The organism is Pseudomonas sp. EYE_354 (assembly GCF_023148575.1).
Lineage (GTDB): Bacteria > Pseudomonadota > Gammaproteobacteria > Pseudomonadales > Pseudomonadaceae > Aquipseudomonas.
Genome location: NZ_JAHXNQ010000001.1, coordinates 516506 through 532027, shown reverse-complemented (window position 1 = coordinate 532027; position 15522 = coordinate 516506). Strand labels below are relative to the sequence as shown.

Annotated in this window: 14 protein-coding genes; all 14 read right to left on the bottom strand. The window is 61.9% G+C overall.

The annotated features are described in order from the left end of the window. Nucleotides 1-62 precede the first annotated feature (62 nt). The 14 genes from KZX66_RS02515 to KZX66_RS02450 all read right to left on the bottom strand — a co-directional run bounded on the left by KZX66_RS02515 (nt 63) and on the right by KZX66_RS02450 (nt 15386). On the bottom strand, nt 63-389 hold the full coding sequence (locus KZX66_RS02515) for a hypothetical protein (protein ID WP_003172217.1): 327 nt from the start codon (nt 387-389) through the stop codon (nt 63-65). Beyond that, a complete protein-coding gene (locus KZX66_RS02510) occupies nt 386-1291 on the bottom strand; it encodes an alpha/beta hydrolase (RefSeq protein WP_248075844.1) in 906 nt (301 codons plus the stop codon). The genes KZX66_RS02515 and KZX66_RS02510 overlap by 4 nt, the downstream gene beginning before the upstream one ends. A 97-nt stretch (nt 1292-1388) precedes the next feature. Continuing rightward, complete coding sequence (locus tag KZX66_RS02505) at nt 1389-2666, bottom strand: flavohemoglobin expression-modulating QEGLA motif protein (protein ID WP_248075841.1); 1278 nt, start codon at nt 2664-2666, stop codon at nt 1389-1391. A gap of 21 nt (nt 2667-2687) precedes the next feature. Further along, nucleotides 2688-3236: a hypothetical protein gene (locus tag KZX66_RS02500; RefSeq protein WP_248075838.1), complete on the bottom strand. Its 549-nt coding sequence runs from the start codon at nt 3234-3236 to the stop codon at nt 2688-2690. A 16-nt stretch (nt 3237-3252) separates the two neighbouring features. Next, nucleotides 3253-3969, bottom strand: coding sequence for a TetR family transcriptional regulator (locus KZX66_RS02495; RefSeq protein ID WP_248075834.1), 717 nt, complete (start codon nt 3967-3969; stop codon nt 3253-3255). Between the two features lie 105 nt (nt 3970-4074). Continuing rightward, complete coding sequence (lysS, locus tag KZX66_RS02490; RefSeq protein ID WP_248075825.1) at nt 4075-5577, bottom strand: lysine--tRNA ligase; 1503 nt, start codon at nt 5575-5577, stop codon at nt 4075-4077. 71 nt (nt 5578-5648) lie between these two features. Further along, a protein-coding gene (gene prfB / locus KZX66_RS02485) for a peptide chain release factor 2 (RefSeq protein ID WP_248075824.1) occupies nt 5649-6744 on the bottom strand; the annotation gives its coding sequence in 2 pieces (ribosomal slippage) (nt 5649-6671 and nt 6673-6744; 1095 coding nt in all). A 238-nt stretch (nt 6745-6982) separates the two neighbouring features. Then, nucleotides 6983-7984, bottom strand: coding sequence for a PleD family two-component system response regulator (locus tag KZX66_RS02480; protein ID WP_248075823.1), 1002 nt, complete (start codon nt 7982-7984; stop codon nt 6983-6985). A gap of 51 nt (nt 7985-8035) precedes the next feature. Continuing rightward, nucleotides 8036-9046 carry a chemotaxis response regulator protein-glutamate methylesterase gene (locus tag KZX66_RS02475; protein WP_248075817.1) on the bottom strand — a complete coding sequence of 337 codons (1011 nt, stop codon included), beginning with the start codon at nt 9044-9046 and terminating at the stop codon, nt 8036-8038. After that, complete coding sequence (locus KZX66_RS02470) at nt 9043-11313, bottom strand: hybrid sensor histidine kinase/response regulator (RefSeq protein ID WP_248075814.1); 2271 nt, start codon at nt 11311-11313, stop codon at nt 9043-9045. The genes KZX66_RS02475 and KZX66_RS02470 overlap by 4 nt, the downstream gene beginning before the upstream one ends. Next, nucleotides 11310-12005: a chemotaxis protein CheW gene (locus KZX66_RS02465; protein WP_248075812.1), complete on the bottom strand. Its 696-nt coding sequence runs from the start codon at nt 12003-12005 to the stop codon at nt 11310-11312. The genes KZX66_RS02470 and KZX66_RS02465 overlap by 4 nt, the downstream gene beginning before the upstream one ends. Next, nucleotides 12002-13255, bottom strand: coding sequence for a protein-glutamate O-methyltransferase CheR (locus KZX66_RS02460; RefSeq protein WP_248075810.1), 1254 nt, complete (start codon nt 13253-13255; stop codon nt 12002-12004). The genes KZX66_RS02465 and KZX66_RS02460 overlap by 4 nt, the downstream gene beginning before the upstream one ends. Beyond that, nucleotides 13252-13764 (bottom strand): chemotaxis protein CheW, encoded by a 513-nt coding sequence (locus KZX66_RS02455; protein ID WP_248075809.1) that lies wholly within the window; start codon nt 13762-13764, stop codon nt 13252-13254. The genes KZX66_RS02460 and KZX66_RS02455 overlap by 4 nt, the downstream gene beginning before the upstream one ends. Continuing rightward, a complete protein-coding gene (locus KZX66_RS02450; RefSeq protein ID WP_248075806.1) occupies nt 13764-15386 on the bottom strand; it encodes a methyl-accepting chemotaxis protein in 1623 nt (540 codons plus the stop codon). Before KZX66_RS02450 ends, KZX66_RS02455 begins: the two co-directional genes overlap by 1 nt. Nucleotides 15387-15522 lie beyond the last annotated feature (136 nt).

Sequence of the window (15522 nt, the reverse complement as noted above, 5' to 3'; positions counted from 1 at the left end):
GTCAGTGGCGACTTACGAATAACGGTTCCAGAAATTCCAAGCGAACGGATGCAATGAAAGCGCTATTGCTGCAATTGCGGCGTTTCCTGCCCCATGCAGCGCACCGCTTGCTTCTTGTTGTTCACCAGCACGCCGCTCAGACCCTTTTGCTCAGTGTCAAACATCACCAGCACACCATCGACGCACTGCGCCACCTGGGCCGCCGGGGTCAGGGAGATCTTGTAGTCCTCACCGGGTACGGTCTTGAGCATGGTGAAGTCGCTGAGCAGCAAGGCGTCTTCCGGTTTGGCGAAGTGCAGGTAGCCGTAGTACCACAGGCAGCCGACGGTGCCGATGATGGTGCCGATGCCAGTGAGGATCAGCGGGATCATGTTGCGTTCTTCGCTCATTGCGGGCTCTCTGATGAATCGACTTTAGGAAGTGGGTAATTCGGAATTTCGCCCAGACGCCGCAGGCCATTGAAGTGCTGCGGGTCGTCCAGATAGCGCAGCATCACGGTTTGCCAGGTCTTGTCGGCAAAGGTCTGCACATGTCCGCCCCGGGTCAACTGCAGCACCCGAGGTGGCGGCGCGGCCTTGTACAGGCGGATGCCGTTGGCCAGGGGCACAATCGGATCATCCAGGCTATGGAACAGCAGTTTCGGCACGCCGGTCAGTTGGGGCATGGCATTGATTGCACTGTCACTGTCGGGCACCAGCCAGGACAAGGGCACCTGAAACGGCCATGTTAACCAGGAGGTGCTGAGGGCGAATTGTCCTACGTCACGATAACTGGCAGGCACGCCGTCGAGCACCAGGGCCTTGAGCCTGGCCTGCCGCGCCGGGTGTTCGGCCAGGTAGTGCACGGCCAGCGCGCCCCCCAGGCTTTGGCCCAACACGATCAGCGGCTGGCCCTGGGCTTCGGGGGCGTTGTCGATCCAGCTGAAGGCCGCATCCACGTCCTGATAAATCGCCGGCAATGACGGTTTGCCCTGCGACAGCCCGTAGCCGCGATAGTCCAGCAGCAGCACTTGATAACCCTGCTCGGGCAGCCACCAACTGCCGCCCAGATGCCAGGCCAGGTTGCCGCCGTTGCCATGCAGGTGCAGCACCGTACCTTTGACCGGCACGCCGGCCTTGGCCGGCAGCCACCAGGCGTGCAGCTTCACGCCATCGGCGGTGGTGAGGGTGACGTCGCGGTACGCCAGCCGGGCTTTTTCCGGGGTGAACGGCAGGCCAGGTTCGGGGTAGAACAGCAGCGAGCTGCAACCGTTCAAAGTGAGTAGCAGGCACAGAATGCCGAGGATTCTCATCCGTTGAAGCCTCGTAATTGAGTTGAAATCTGCAGATTCATGAGGGGAGCGGGCTTGCTCGCTCCCACACATTGACCCGGTTCCTTCAGCAAATCTCCTAAAGGATATTCGAGTAATCCGCCTCGATCCGATCCAGGCTCAGGTGGTTGAGGAAGTTGGAGAAACACATCCACGCCGCCAGTGCGTTCATGTCGCGGAACTGCTCGGGCAGGTACTTGGGCGGCACCACCAGGCCTTCATCGACCAATTGGCGCAGGGTGCGCATGTCTTCCAGGGTGGTCTTGCCGCAGAACAGCAGCGGCACTTGTTCCAGCTTGCCCTTTCGAACGGCCAGCTGGATGTAGTTGTAGACCATGATAAAGCCCTTGAGGTAGGACAAATCCTTGGTAAACGGCAGGCCATTGGGCACCGAACCGCGAAATACCCGGCTGGCGTTGCCATAGCTTTCAGCCATTTCAAAGCCCTGCTCACGGAAGAACTCGAACACCTGCAGGAAATCGGCGCCCTCCTCCACCATATGAATAGCGCGGGTGCGGTTGGTCAGTTTGCGCAGGCGACTGGGGTAGGAGGCAAAGGTGATGATCTCCATCAGAATCGCCAGGCCTTCCTGGGTCACGGTGGACGAAGGCGGGCCCTTGGACAGAAAGGTGCAGATCGGCTGGTTCTGGCCATTGAGGGTGGTGCCGACGTGGACCAGGCCTTCGTGCACTTCCAGGGCGCGTACGTCACGGCTGTTGAACATCGCGTCGGCGCGGATCTTGATGTAGTCGGCACCGGCCGCAGCATCGGCGACGATCCCGTCGGACTCGAACACGCGGATGGTTTCTTCCGCCTCGCCAAACACCTTGTTCAGGCGGGTTTGCAGCAGCGCGACGGCGTCCTTGGCGGTAAGGGTCTTGGCCTCGTCCTTAAGGTCGCCACGGCCGTCGATATTGTTCAGGTAGTCGGAGAGCATCAGGCCCAGGTCGGCCAGGGTCGGGTCGCCGGCGTGGAAGGCGTCGGAGGCGGCGCCGTAGAGCTCTTGGGAGATCAGGCCGAAATCCTCGGTGCCACGGGCTTCGAGCATGCGCACCACCATGCGGTATTCACGGCACATGCGGCGCATGATCTGCCCCACCGGGCTGAACTGGCCGAGGCGGCGGGTGATGTCACGCTCGATGTTCTGGAACTCCAGCTTGACTGCACTGGAATCGAACGACAGCGGCCGGTTCAGGTAGTAGTCGCGGTCCACGGCAGGCATCGCCTTGCCCTTGGCCTTGAGGAACCCTTGACGAATGTTCTCGTCCCACTTCACAGCGTCAAGGACGCGAATCGGTGTTTGTGCCAGCACAATGCGATCGGACAGGCTGCGTATCGTCTGCTGGTAATCGTCCACCGGGGTTTCCTTCTTTAAACGTTATTTGCCCGCGCGCCGGTAGCGCACGGCTTCAACGAACACATCGGCATTGGCCGGGTTATCCAGGTAAGCAAACACCTGGTCCATGGGGCTGTCCAGCAACACGCCGTCGCCTTCGACCGTCTCTGCGGCGTGGCCCTGCAACAGCTGTTGGCCGATGGCCTGGCGGATCTGTTCCAGGTCGAGGGTGTAGACCACCAATTCATGCTTTTCGTCGAACTCAAACCCGGCCAGGATAAAATGCCCGCCGAACCTGACCGGTAACGGCGCCGACAAGTACCAACGGTTGCCATGGCGCGACACCGTGAACAGGTATTCATCGCGCTGGCGCGGCGTGGCTTCAGGGTAGCTCACGGCTTTGTAACGGTGCTTACCCACACGGGTGATGCGCAGGTTGAGCGGCTCCCCCCAGGCATTCTTGCTGGCCCAGCGGCCCAGCAGTTCACTTGGCGCCGCCTCAGGGTTCGCCAGCGGCTCCTTGAACGTCACCAGGCAACCGCCCAGCAGCAGGAACGACAAGGCGATCAGCGCGACACGCCAGGTTTTCATCGGACATCCCCCGGTGTCAGACCGAGGCCAACACCAAATGCATGTAACGCTTGAGGATCTCAAGCATCTCGTCACCGGTCAGCGGCTCTGCGCCGCCCAACAGGCCCTGATATTCCATCCGACTGATAATCGCCGTCAACACCTTGGCGTCCTGTTGCGGCTCGCGAGAGCCCAATACCTGGAAAAACTGCCCCGTGCCCTGCAACAGGATTTGCTGGTGAGAACGCACCAGTTCCGCCAGACGCGGGTTTAACAGGGCTTCCTGGCGAAAAGCCATTTCAGCCATCAGGTAATCGCGACGGTGGGTCAGTTGGCGCAGCACGTAGTCGACGGTCAGCCGCGCGATGTCATCGGCCAATTGCGAGCGCGATTCGGCGCTGCCATCGCCATAGGCAACCATCTCGCGCAGCAGGCCTTCGTTACGCACCCACAACTTGCCCATGAACGCGGCGCTGCGTTCGACGTATAGGGCGAAGGTATCGGTGAGCAGGTCATCGATGTCTTTGAAGTAATAAGTGGTGGCCGACAACGGCACCCCCGCCTCGGCCGCCACAGCGCGATGGCGCACGGCTCGCACGCCGTCGCGCACCACGATGCGCATGGCCGCATCGAGAATGTCCTGCCTGCGTTGCTCACTGCCCCGACGGCTGGCCTTACGGCCCTGGTACTGGACGCTTTCAGCCACGGCAGCAGCAATGCCGGCGGCGCCTTCTTGAGCCATTACGCGGTTCACGACACACATCCTTGAATAGATCAAAACCTGGCGCTGTTTGCTTGACGCTTATTAACGCCCCATAAAAAAGCCGCCTTATAAAGGCGGCTTCGGATTTCACTAAGGTTACGCTTGCGGCCGCATGTGCGGGAACAGGATTACGTCGCGGATCGACGGCGAATCCGTCAGCAACATCACCAGACGGTCGATACCGATGCCTTCACCCGCGGTTGGCGGCATGCCGTATTCCAGGGCACGTACAAAGTCGGCATCGTAGTGCATGGCTTCGTCGTCGCCGGCGTCCTTGTCGGCCACCTGGGCCATGAAGCGTTCGGCCTGATCTTCCGCGTCGTTAAGCTCGGAGTAGGCGTTGGCGATTTCGCGGCCGCCGATGAACAGCTCGAAACGGTCGGTGACGTTCGGGTTGTCGTCGTTGCGGCGCGCCAGCGGCGACACTTCGAACGGGTACTGGGTAATGAAGTGCGGCTGTTCCAGCTTGTGCTCCACCAACTCTTCGAAAATCATCACTTGCAGCTTGCCCAGACCTTCGAAGCCCAGCACCTTGGCGCCGGCTTTCTTGGCAATGGCACGGGCCTTGTCGATGTCGTTGAGGTCGTCAGCGGTCAGTTCAGGGTTGTACTTGAGGATCGAATCGAAAACCGACAGGCGCACGAACGGTTCGCCGAAGTGGAACACCTTGTCGCCGTACGGCACGTCGGTGCTGCCCAGGACCAGTTGCGCCAGTTCGCGGAACAGTTCTTCGGTGAGGTCCATGTTGTCTTCGTAGTCGGCGTACGCCTGGTAGAACTCCAACATGGTGAATTCAGGGTTGTGACGGGTCGAGACGCCTTCGTTACGGAAGTTGCGGTTGATCTCGAACACCTTCTCGAAGCCGCCGACCACCAGGCGCTTGAGGTACAACTCAGGCGCGATACGCAGGAACATTTCCATGTCCAGCGCATTGTGGTGAGTTTCGAATGGCTTGGCCGCGGCACCACCGGGGATGGTTTGCAGCATCGGCGTTTCCACTTCGAGGAAGTCACGCGCCATCAGGAAGCTGCGGATGTGGGCAATGACTTGCGAACGCACGCGGAAGGTATGGCGTACGTCTTCGTTGACGATCAGGTCAACGTAGCGCTGGCGGTAGCGCTGCTCGGTGTCGGTCAGGCCGTGGTGCTTGTCCGGCAACGGGCGCAGCGACTTGGTCAGCAGGCGCACGCTGGTCATCTCGACGTACAGGTCGCCCTTGCCGGAACGGGCCAGGGTGCCTTCGGCGGCGATGATGTCGCCCATGTCCCAGGTTTTCACCGCGGCCAGGGTTTCTTCGGACAGGGTTTTACGGTTGACGTAGACCTGAATGCGACCGGTCATGTCCTGGATCACCATGAACGAGCCACGGTTGAGCATGATGCGACCTGCCACCTTGACCGGGATCGCAGCCTCTGCCAGCTCTTCCTTGGTCTTGTCCGCGTACTGCTTCTGCAACGCATCGCAGTAGTTCTCGCGACGGAAGTCGTTGGGGAAGGCGTTGCCCTTGGCGCGCTCGGCAGCAAGCTTTTCCTTGCGCAGGGCGATCAGGGAGTTTTCTTCCTGTTGCAGGGCTTGCGGGTCGAGTTGTTGGTCGCTCATGTCTTTTGAAATTCCATCACAGGTTCGTTGCCCCCACTGGTGGCGGGGGACTTAAGGTCTTGGCTGACGGTTTACAGCCCCGATTTCAAGCTGGCTTCCAGGTACTCGTCGATATCACCGTCGAGCACCTTGTCGCAGTCGCTGCGTTCGATGTTAGTGCGCAGATCCTTGATCCGCGACGCATCGAGTACGTAAGAGCGGATCTGGTGGCCCCAGCCGATATCCGACTTGGTGTCTTCCAGCGCCTGGGAAGCGGCGTTGCGCTTCTGCATTTCCTGCTCGTACAACTTGGCCCGCAGCATTTTCATGGCGGTGTCCTTGTTGGCGTGCTGGGAACGTTCGTTCTGGCAGCTGACCACGGTGTTGGTCGGTACGTGGGTGATACGTACGGCCGAGTCGGTGGTGTTTACGTGCTGACCACCGGCACCGGAGGAGCGGTAGGTGTCGATACGCAGGTCGGCCGGGTTGATCTCGATTTCCACCTTGTCGTCGATCTCTGGCGAGACGAACACCGCGCAGAACGAGGTGTGGCGACGGTTGCCGGAGTCGAACGGGCTTTTGCGCACCAGGCGGTGTACACCGATCTCGGTGCGCAACCAGCCAAAGGCGTATTCACCCTTGATGTGCACCGTTGCGCCTTTGATACCGGCGACTTCACCGGCCGACAGCTCCATGATGGTCGCGTCGAAGCCGCGTTTGTCGGCCCAGCGCAGGTACATGCGCAGCAGGATGTTGGCCCAGTCCTGGGCTTCGGTGCCACCGGAGCCGGCCTGGATGTCCAGGTAGGCGTTGTTCGGGTCCATTTCGTGACTGAACATGCGGCGGAATTCAAGCTTGGCGAGGTTTTCCTCGAGACGGGCCAGCTCGGCGACGACATCGCCCACTGCGCCTTCGTCGTCTTCTTCGACGGCCATGTCCAGCAGGTCACGGCAATCGGCCAGACCGGTGTTCAGTTCGTCGAGGGTGTCGACGATCTGCGCCAGGGCAGAGCGCTCGCGGCCCAGTTCCTGGGCATATTCGGGTTTGTTCCAGACACTCGGATCTTCAAGCTCGCGATTGACTTCGGTCAGACGCTCATGCTTTTGATCGTAGTCAAAGATACCCCCGAATAGTTTCGGAGCGCTCGGACAGGTCCTTGATGGTGTTAAGGATCGGGTTGATTTCCATGGCGGGCAGCACTCGTTGGCGAACTTTTGAAAGCCGGCGAGTATAACGGCAAACGGGGTGAAACGGCAGCCCGCTTGGCGAAAAGGCGGGGGTTGTCTACGAACGGATGGGCGATTCGGCGCCACGGGTGAGAGGGGGCTGCCACGCAGCCCGGCGCAGGGCAAGCCTGCTCGCCACAGAGAGCTTGTTCTTCACGGCAAGACTGCTCGCTGCGGCGGGCCCGCTGCGGCGCGCGGCATTACTCGATGCCGACCTGATTGCGTCCATTGTGCTTGGCCGTATAGAGCCCCTTGTCCGCCGCCAGGATCAGTTGCCGGTAATCGGTGCCTTGCACGGGTGTCATGGTCGACAGGCCGATACTGACGGTCAGGCTGGAACCCTCGGCCGGTGCAATATGCGGGATTTTCAGCGAAGCAACGGCCATGCGCAGTTTTTCGGCCACCAGTCGCGCGCCGCCTGGCGACGTGTTGGGCAGCACCAGGGCGAATTCTTCGCCGCCATAACGCGCCGGCAGGTCAGAAGGACGGCTGCTGGCCTCACGGATGGTGGTGGCGACTTTACGCAGGGCTTCGTCACCCTCGACATGACCGAAGCTGTCGTTATAGGTCTTGAAAAAGTCCACATCGATCATCAGCAACGACAGCTGGGCCTGGTCGCGCATGGCGCGGCGCCATTCCAGTTCCAGGTATTCGTCGAAGTGGCGACGGTTGGACAGCCCGGTCAGGCCATCGGAGTTCATCAGCCGTTGCAGCACCAGGTTGGTGTCCAGCAACTGTTGCTGGCTGACCCGCAGGGCACGGTAGGCGGCATCGCGCTGCAACAGCGTCATGTAGGAGCGCGAGTGATAGCGGATGCGCGCCACCAGTTCGATGTTGTCCGGCAGTTTGACCAGATAATCGTTGGCCCCCGCCGAGAACGCCGCGCTCTTGATCAACGGGTCTTCCTTGGTGGAAAGCACGATGATCGGGATATTCTGCGTGGCCGGGTGGTTGCGGTATTCGCGCACCAGGGTCAGGCCGTCCAGGCCGGGCATGACCAGATCCTGCAGGATGACCGTCGGTTTGATGCGGATAGCCTGGGCGATCGCCTGGTGCGGATCGGCGCAGAAGTGAAAGTCGATATTCTCTTCATGGGCCAGGCCACGCCGCACGGCTTCGCCGATCATGGCCTGGTCGTCGACCAGCAACACCATGGCGGCGTTTTCGTCGGTCTTGATGTCGTCGATCTGTAAATCATTCATGTGCAGTTACCTGAATTACCACCTGCAAGCCAGCATTGCCGAAGATCATGCTCATTTTGCGAAGATCTCCAGCAATCGGGGCGCAATCCTATCCAGTGGGCGAATTTCAACAGCAGCATCAATTGCCGCCGCCGCTTTGGGCATGCCATACACCGCGCAGCTTTGCTGGTCCTGGGCGATGGTCAAATATCCTTGTTCCCGCATCAGCTTGAGGCCTTGAGCCCCATCGCGCCCCATACCGGTCAGCAGTACGCCGACCGCATCGCCACTCCAGTGGCTGGCCACGCTTTCGAAAAATACGTCGATTGAAGGCCGGTAAATTTCGTTCACCGGCTCAGCGGTATAGGCCAGCGTACCGTTCTTGAGTAACCGAATATGGTGGTTGGTACCTGCCAGCAACACCACCCCGCTTTGCGGCGGTTCGCCTTCACAGGCCAGGCGCACCGGCAGGCCGGAGGCGCTGCTCAGCCACTCGGCCATGCCGGCGGCGAACACCTGGTCCACGTGCTGAACCAGCACAATGGCGGCAGAAAAGTCACGGGGCAAGCCTTTGAGCAGGATTTCCAGGGCTGCCGGACCGCCCGCCGAGGAGCCGATAGCCACCAGGCTTTGGCGTTGGCCGGTACCTCGTGCAGGCGCGGTTTCAGCCCGTACACGACTGCCGCGCTGGCCGATCAGCCAGCCGATGTTGAGGATTTTGCGCAGTAACGGCGCCGCCGCATCCTTGGGGTTGCCCACGCCCAGGGCCGGCGTGTCCACCACGTCCAGCGCGCCATGGCCCATGGCTTCGAACACCCGGCCCATGTTGGCCTGGCGGTCGACCGTCACCAGCAAAATCGCACATGGCGTCTGGGCCATGATCTGCCGCGTGGCCTCGACGCCATCCATCACCGGCATGATCAAGTCCATCAGGATCAGGTCCGGAGTCAGCTCGGCGCAGCGCTGCACGGCGTCCAGGCCATTGCCGGCCACCCACACCACTTGGTGCGCGGGCTCGAAGCTCAAGGCCCGGCGCAACGCTTCAACCGCCAGGGGCATGTCATTGACGATGGCTATTCTCATGCCCGCGCGTCTCCAATCAGTTCCACCACGGCGTCCAGCAGCGCGTCATCGTGGAAACTGGCTTTGGCCAGGTAGTAATCGGCGCCGGCGTCCAGGCCCCGTCGACGGTCCTCTTCACGGTCTTTGTACGACACCACCATCACCGGCAACGATTGCAGGCGAGTATCACGGCGCAAGAGTGTGACCAATTCAATACCGTCCATGCGAGGCATATCAATGTCAGTGATCAACAGGTCGAAGTCTTCGGAGCGCAGGGCATTCCAGCCATCCATGCCATCGACCGCCACGGCGACTTCGTAACCGCGATTAAGCAGCAATTTACGTTGCAATTCGCGCACCGTGAGCGAGTCGTCCACCACCAGCACGCGCTTGCGCGGCGCCTCGCTGGCCTGCTGGCTGCGCCGGGCGATGCGTTCCAGGCGGCCGGTGTTGAGCAGCTTGTCCACCGAGCGCAGCATGTCTTCCACATCGACGATCAACACCACCGAGCCATCGTCCAGCAACGCGCCGGCGGAAATATCCTGGACCTTGCCCAGGCGGGCATCCAGCGGCAACACCACCAGGGTGCGCTCGCCGATAAAGCGTTCCACGGCAATACCGTACACCGCGTCGCGCTCGCGGATCACCACCACCTTCAAGGTCTCGTCATTGTTCTGCCCCGCAGGGCGCTGCAATAACTGGCTGGCGGCGACCAGGCCGACATGCCGGCCTTCGTGCCAGAAATGCTGGCGACCTTCCAACTGCACGATGTCGTCGGGCGCCAGATCGCACATACGTTCGATATGCGCCAGTGGGAAGGCGTAGGCCTCTTCGCCGACCTCCACCACCAGGCTGCGCACCACCGACAGGGTCAGCGGCACTTCCAGGTGGAAACGACTGCCCTGCCCCGCCGCCTGCTCCAGCACCACCGCGCCGCGCAACTGGCGCACCATGTGCTGCACCGCATCCAGCCCGACACCGCGACCGGACACTTCGGTGACCTTGTCACGCAGGCTGAACCCCGGCAGGAACAGGAACGTCAGCAGCTCTTCTTCACTCAGGCTCAGCGCGGTTTCCACGGTGGAAAGGTGGCGATCGACAATGCTGGCGCGCAGGCGTTCCAGGTCGACGCCATTACCATCGTCGCTCAGCTCCAGCACCAGCAGGCCGGCCTGGTGGGACGCACGCAGGCGGATCACCCCTTCGGCCGGTTTGCCCGCCAGCAGGCGCTGCTCGGGCATTTCGATGCCGTGATCAACAGCATTACGCAACAAGTGCGTGAGGGGCGCTTCGAGCTTTTCCAGGACGTCACGGTCGACTTGCGTTTTCTCGCCTTCGATCTCAAGACGCACTTGCTTGCCGAGGCTGCGCCCCAGGTCGCGCACCATGCGCACCTGCCCGGCCAGCACATCGGCAAACGGGCGCATCCGACAGGCCAGCGCGGTGTCGTAGAGCACCTGGGCGCGTTGCCCGGCCTGCCAGCCAAACTCATCCAGCTCGGCGGCTTTTTCCGCCAGCAGAGCTTGGGCCTCGCTCAACAAGCGCCGGGTGTCGGCCAGGGCTTCCTGGGCTTCGAGGTTCAGCCCCAGGGTCTTGAGCTGGCCGTCCAGGGTGTCCAGGGCACGCACACTCTGGCTTTGAATGCGTTTGAGGCGCTGCATGCTCGCCAGGTAAGGCTTGAGCCGCTGGGTTTCCACCAGGGACTTACTGGACAAGTCCAACAGGCTGTTCAAGCGCTCGGCGGTCACGCGCAATACGCGCTCGCCGCCTTCGGTCATGCGCTTGTTCTGACGCGGCGGGTCGCTGGCCACCGGTGGCGCGGGTTCCGGTTCCGCCGGCAGTGCTTCAACCACCGGCACTGGCGCGGCGGGCGGTGGCGCGACGCGGGCGGTCGGTTGCGTCGGGTCGAGCAGGCGCTCCATCAGCGCCACATACGCCTCGATGTCCGCCGGCCCCACGTTGTTACCCGGCGTGGCGATGCGCATCAGCAGGTCGGTGCCCTGCAGCAACGCGTCGATATGTTCGGGCTGCAGGTACAAGCGACTTTCCTGGGCACTGACCAGGCAGTCCTCCATCACATGCGCCACGCTGACGCCGGCGTCCACCCCCACGATACGGGCCGCGCCCTTGAGCGAATGGGCCGCGCGCATGCACGCTTCGAGCTGGTCGGCCTGGGTCGGGTTACGTTCAAGCGCCAGCAGGCCGGCGCTGAGCACCTGGGTCTGCGCGTCGGCTTCCAGGCTGAACAGTTCCAGCAGCGAGGCATCGCGCATCTGATCGGGGGTCATGTAAGGCTCCGGGTCACGGCGGACAACACTTGCGCCTCGTCCAGCCAGCGCAGGCTGCGGCCCTTCCACGGCAAGACACCTTGGGTGAAGCGCGCGCTGGCCTGGGTACCGGACGCCGATGCCGCCTGCAACGTGCGTTCATCGATGGCGTGGATGCCGTCCACTTCGTCCACCGGCACCACCACCGGGCCGTCGTCGGCCGCGATGATCAACATGCGCGGCATGATCCGGCCACTGCCTGTGGCGTTAGCGGTCTGCTCCAGGCCCAGCAGCTCGACCAGTGACAGACACGCCACCAGCGCGCCACGCACATTGGCCACCCCGAGCAATGCCCGTGAGCGCTGATGCGGCAGCGAGTGAATCGGTTGCAACGGCGCCACTTCCACCAGGCAGCGCGTGGCAATGCCGAGCCATTCTTCACCGAGGCGGAACATCAGCAGGGAGCGCGTGACGATGTCTTCGTCGACCTCGACCGCCGTGACCGGACGCCGATCGTCCTGCTGCAAGGCGTACCGGTCCAGCAGCCGCGTGGCGGCCGCCGAATACACCGCACAGTTGCGGCAGTGAATATGGTCGGCCAGCAGCGGGCACGATTTGTCACCGTGAATACCGATACGGTTCCAGCAATCGTCGATGGCCTGGCTATCGATCAGGGTCAGGCCGCCAGTGTCGAGCGCCTCGGTGCTATTCATCGTTTGGACTCACTGTCAGCTCGCTCACTACGGGCGGCGCGCGCCTGCATACGGCGCGCCCCCTCGCTGTCGCCCTGAGATTCGAGCAACGCAGCCAGGTGCATCAAGGCCTGCGGATGCTGGGGTTCCAGGTACAAGGCTTTTCGGTAAAACCCCTGGGCTTGCAGGGCACTGCCGGCCACGTCGCTGAGCAGCCCCAGCCAGAAGAACACCTGGGCGGCCGGCGGGTAGCTGTTCAGATACTGTTCGCACGCGGCACGGGCCTCGGCACTTTTGCCCTCGTTGGCCAGGGTAGCGATGCGGCTGAGCAAGGCACCGGCATCGGACGATGACGCCTTGATCGGTACCACCTGGGCACTGACCGTACTGAACGGTCGCGGCTTGACGGGGATCGGTGCCGCACTGCGCGGGAGCACGGGATTAGGCACGAACAGCGGTTCAGCTACCACAGGCTCGGCGTGCCGGCTGAAGGCAAACGACTGCGGCACGCCAATCGAGCGCATGCCGTGGCGCCCCAACAGGCTGCCCTCCGCGGGGCCGATAAACAGCACACCGTCCACGTGGGTCAGCTCTTTGAGCACATCAAACACTTGTTTCTGGGTCGGCTGGTCGAAGTAGATCAACAGGTTGCGGCAGAACACGAAGTCATAGCTGGGTTCGTTCGCCAGCAGCGTCGGGTCGAGCAGGTTGCCAACTTGCAGGCGTACTTGCTCGCGCACCCGGTCGGCGATGTGATAACCGTCGCCAGACTCCGTGAAATGGCGCTCACGAAAAGCTATATCGCTGCCACGAAAGGAGTTTTTGCCATACACCCCGCGTCTGGCGCGCTCCACCGACAGCGGGCTGACGTCCAGGCCCAGCACCTTGAACTGATGCGGCGCAATGCCTGCATCCAGCAAGGCCATGGCGATCGAATAGGGTTCTTCGCCGGTGGAGCACGGCAGGCTGAGGATGCGCAGCGCACGCATCTGATTGATCTCGGCCAGGCGCGCCTTGGCCAGTCGGGCCAGGGTCGCAAAGGATTCGGGGTAACGGAAAAACCAGGTTTCGGGGACGATCACCGCTTCGATCAGCGCTTGCTGCTCATCGTGGGAGCTTTGCAGGTGCTGCCAGTATTCAGCGGCGCTGTGTGCCTGCACCGCCTGGCTGCGCTGGCGCACCGCGCGCTCGATGATGGCCTCGCCGACCGACGCGACGTCCAGGCCGATACGTTCTTTCAAGAAGGCAAAGAAGCGCGGGTCGTTACTCATACGCTCAGCTCGTCAGAAAATAACAGCGCGCGTACGTCATCGGTCAGCACGTCATTCACGCCGATCCACTGCATCAGGCCCAATGCGTCTTCGCGCACCGGCCCCAGGTAGCGCGCGTCACGGTTATCCAGGCCATAGGGCTGAAAGTCCGCCGGGTCACAACGCAGGGTGTCGGTGGCCTGTTCTAGGATCAACCCCAGCCGGCGCGCCTCGCTCCAGGGATGCGGCTGGTAATTGACCAATACCAGCCGGGTGCTGGTGCGGGCCTGGGCGGCCGTGCCGAAGGTCAAGGCGCTGAGGTCGATCACCGGCACCATCGCCCCGCGATGGGCAAAGATGCCCGCCACCCAATGCGGCGCATGAGCAATCGGCTTGAGCGGCAGGCACGGCAGCACCTCGGCCACTTCGGTGGCCTTCACGGCATAACGTTCGCTGCCGATGTGAAACACCAGGAACAATGCCTTTTTCGCTGCCGGCACGGTGCCGCGTCTAGCCGCCAGGTCGCTCATCAGACTTTGAAACGCGATACGCCGCCGCGCAGACCGACCGCCACCTGACTCAGCTCATCGATCGCAAAGCTGGCCTGGCGCAGTGACTCCACGGTCTGGCTGCTGGCATCGCCCAGTTGCACCAGGGCATGGTTGATCTGCTCGGCGCCGGTGGCCTGGGCCTGCATGCCTTCGTTGACCATCAACACCCGAGGCGCCAGGGCCTGCACCTGATGGATGATCTGCGACAGTTGCTCGCCCACTTGCTGCACCTCGAACATGCCGCGGCGCACCTCCTCAGAAAACTTGTCCATGCCCATCACGCCCGCCGAGACCGCTGACTGGATTTCGCGCACCATCTGTTCGATGTCGTAGGTCGCCACGGCGGTCTGGTCGGCCAGGCGCCGTACTTCGGTGGCGACCACGGCGAAACCGCGACCGTATTCACCGGCCTTTTCGGCCTCGATCGCCGCATTGAGGGACAACAGGTTGGTCTGGTCGGCGACCTTGACGATGGTCACCACCACCTGATTGATGTTGCTGGCCTTCTCATTAAGGATCGCCAGCTTGGCGTTCACCAGGTCGGCGGCGCCCATCACTGAATGCATGGTTTCTTCCATGCGCGCCAGGCCCTGCTGGCCGGAGCCGGCGGCCACCGATGCCTGATCGGCAGCGGTGGACACTTCGGTCATGGTGCGCACGAGGTCTTTGGAGGTTGCCGCGATTTCCCGCGATGTGGCGCCGATTTCGGTGGTGGTCGCCGCAGTTTCGGTGGCGGTGGCCTGTTGCTGCTTGGACGTGGCAGCAATCTCGGTCACCGAGGTTGTGACCTGCACCGACGAACGCTGGGCCTGAGACACCAGGGCCGTGAGTTCGGTCATCATGTCGTTGAAGCCGGTTTCCACCGCGTTGAATTCGTCCTTGCGCGCAAGGTTCAGGCGCTTGCTCAGGTCACCGGTGCGCATGATGTCGAGGATTTCGACAATGCGCTGCATCGGCGCCATGATCGTGCGCATCAGCAGCAGGCCGCACAGGCCGGCGGCCAGGATGGCCACGGCCAGCGACACGAACATGCTGATTTTGGCAGACGATACCGCCTCGTCGATGGCGGCCGTCGCATTGTCGGACACGGCTTTGTTTTCGGTGATGATGTCATTGAGCTTCATGCGGCCTTCGACCCAGATCGGCGTCAACTGCTCTTCGAGCAACTGGCGCGCGGCTGCCAGGTCGTCGGCTTCGATGCGCTCGATCACCTGCTTGAGCACCTTGTTGTAGGTGAGGTGGGCGGCCTTGAAATTATCGAATTCCATGCGATCAGCCTGGTTATGAACCGTGTGCTCATAGTTGGCCATCTGCTGTTCAATGCGCGCTTCGAAGGAGTTGTAGTCGGCCCTGTCGCTGCCGGTGAAGGTTTTTTCGTCACGCAGACCAATGATATCGATGGTCATCAGATAGCTATCGACCCACGCGCTGCGGATCATCGAACTCAGATAAACCCCCGGCACCGCGTCGTCACGCACGGCTTCCTGGCTGGATTCGATTTTCATCAACCGTGAATAGGAGACCACAACCATTAACAGCATGATGGCGATAATGACCGCAAAACTTGCCAGGATGCGTTGGCGCAAGGTCCAGTTCTTCACAGTTATTCCTCGGAGGGCCATTCAAATGGAGGGGAGTATAGCCGAGCGCAAGGCCTTATTAATCAACCGGTTTTTATAGGGGCGCTCGCAGAATACAAAAAACGCCGAAGGGTGATTGCAGAACCACCCTACACCA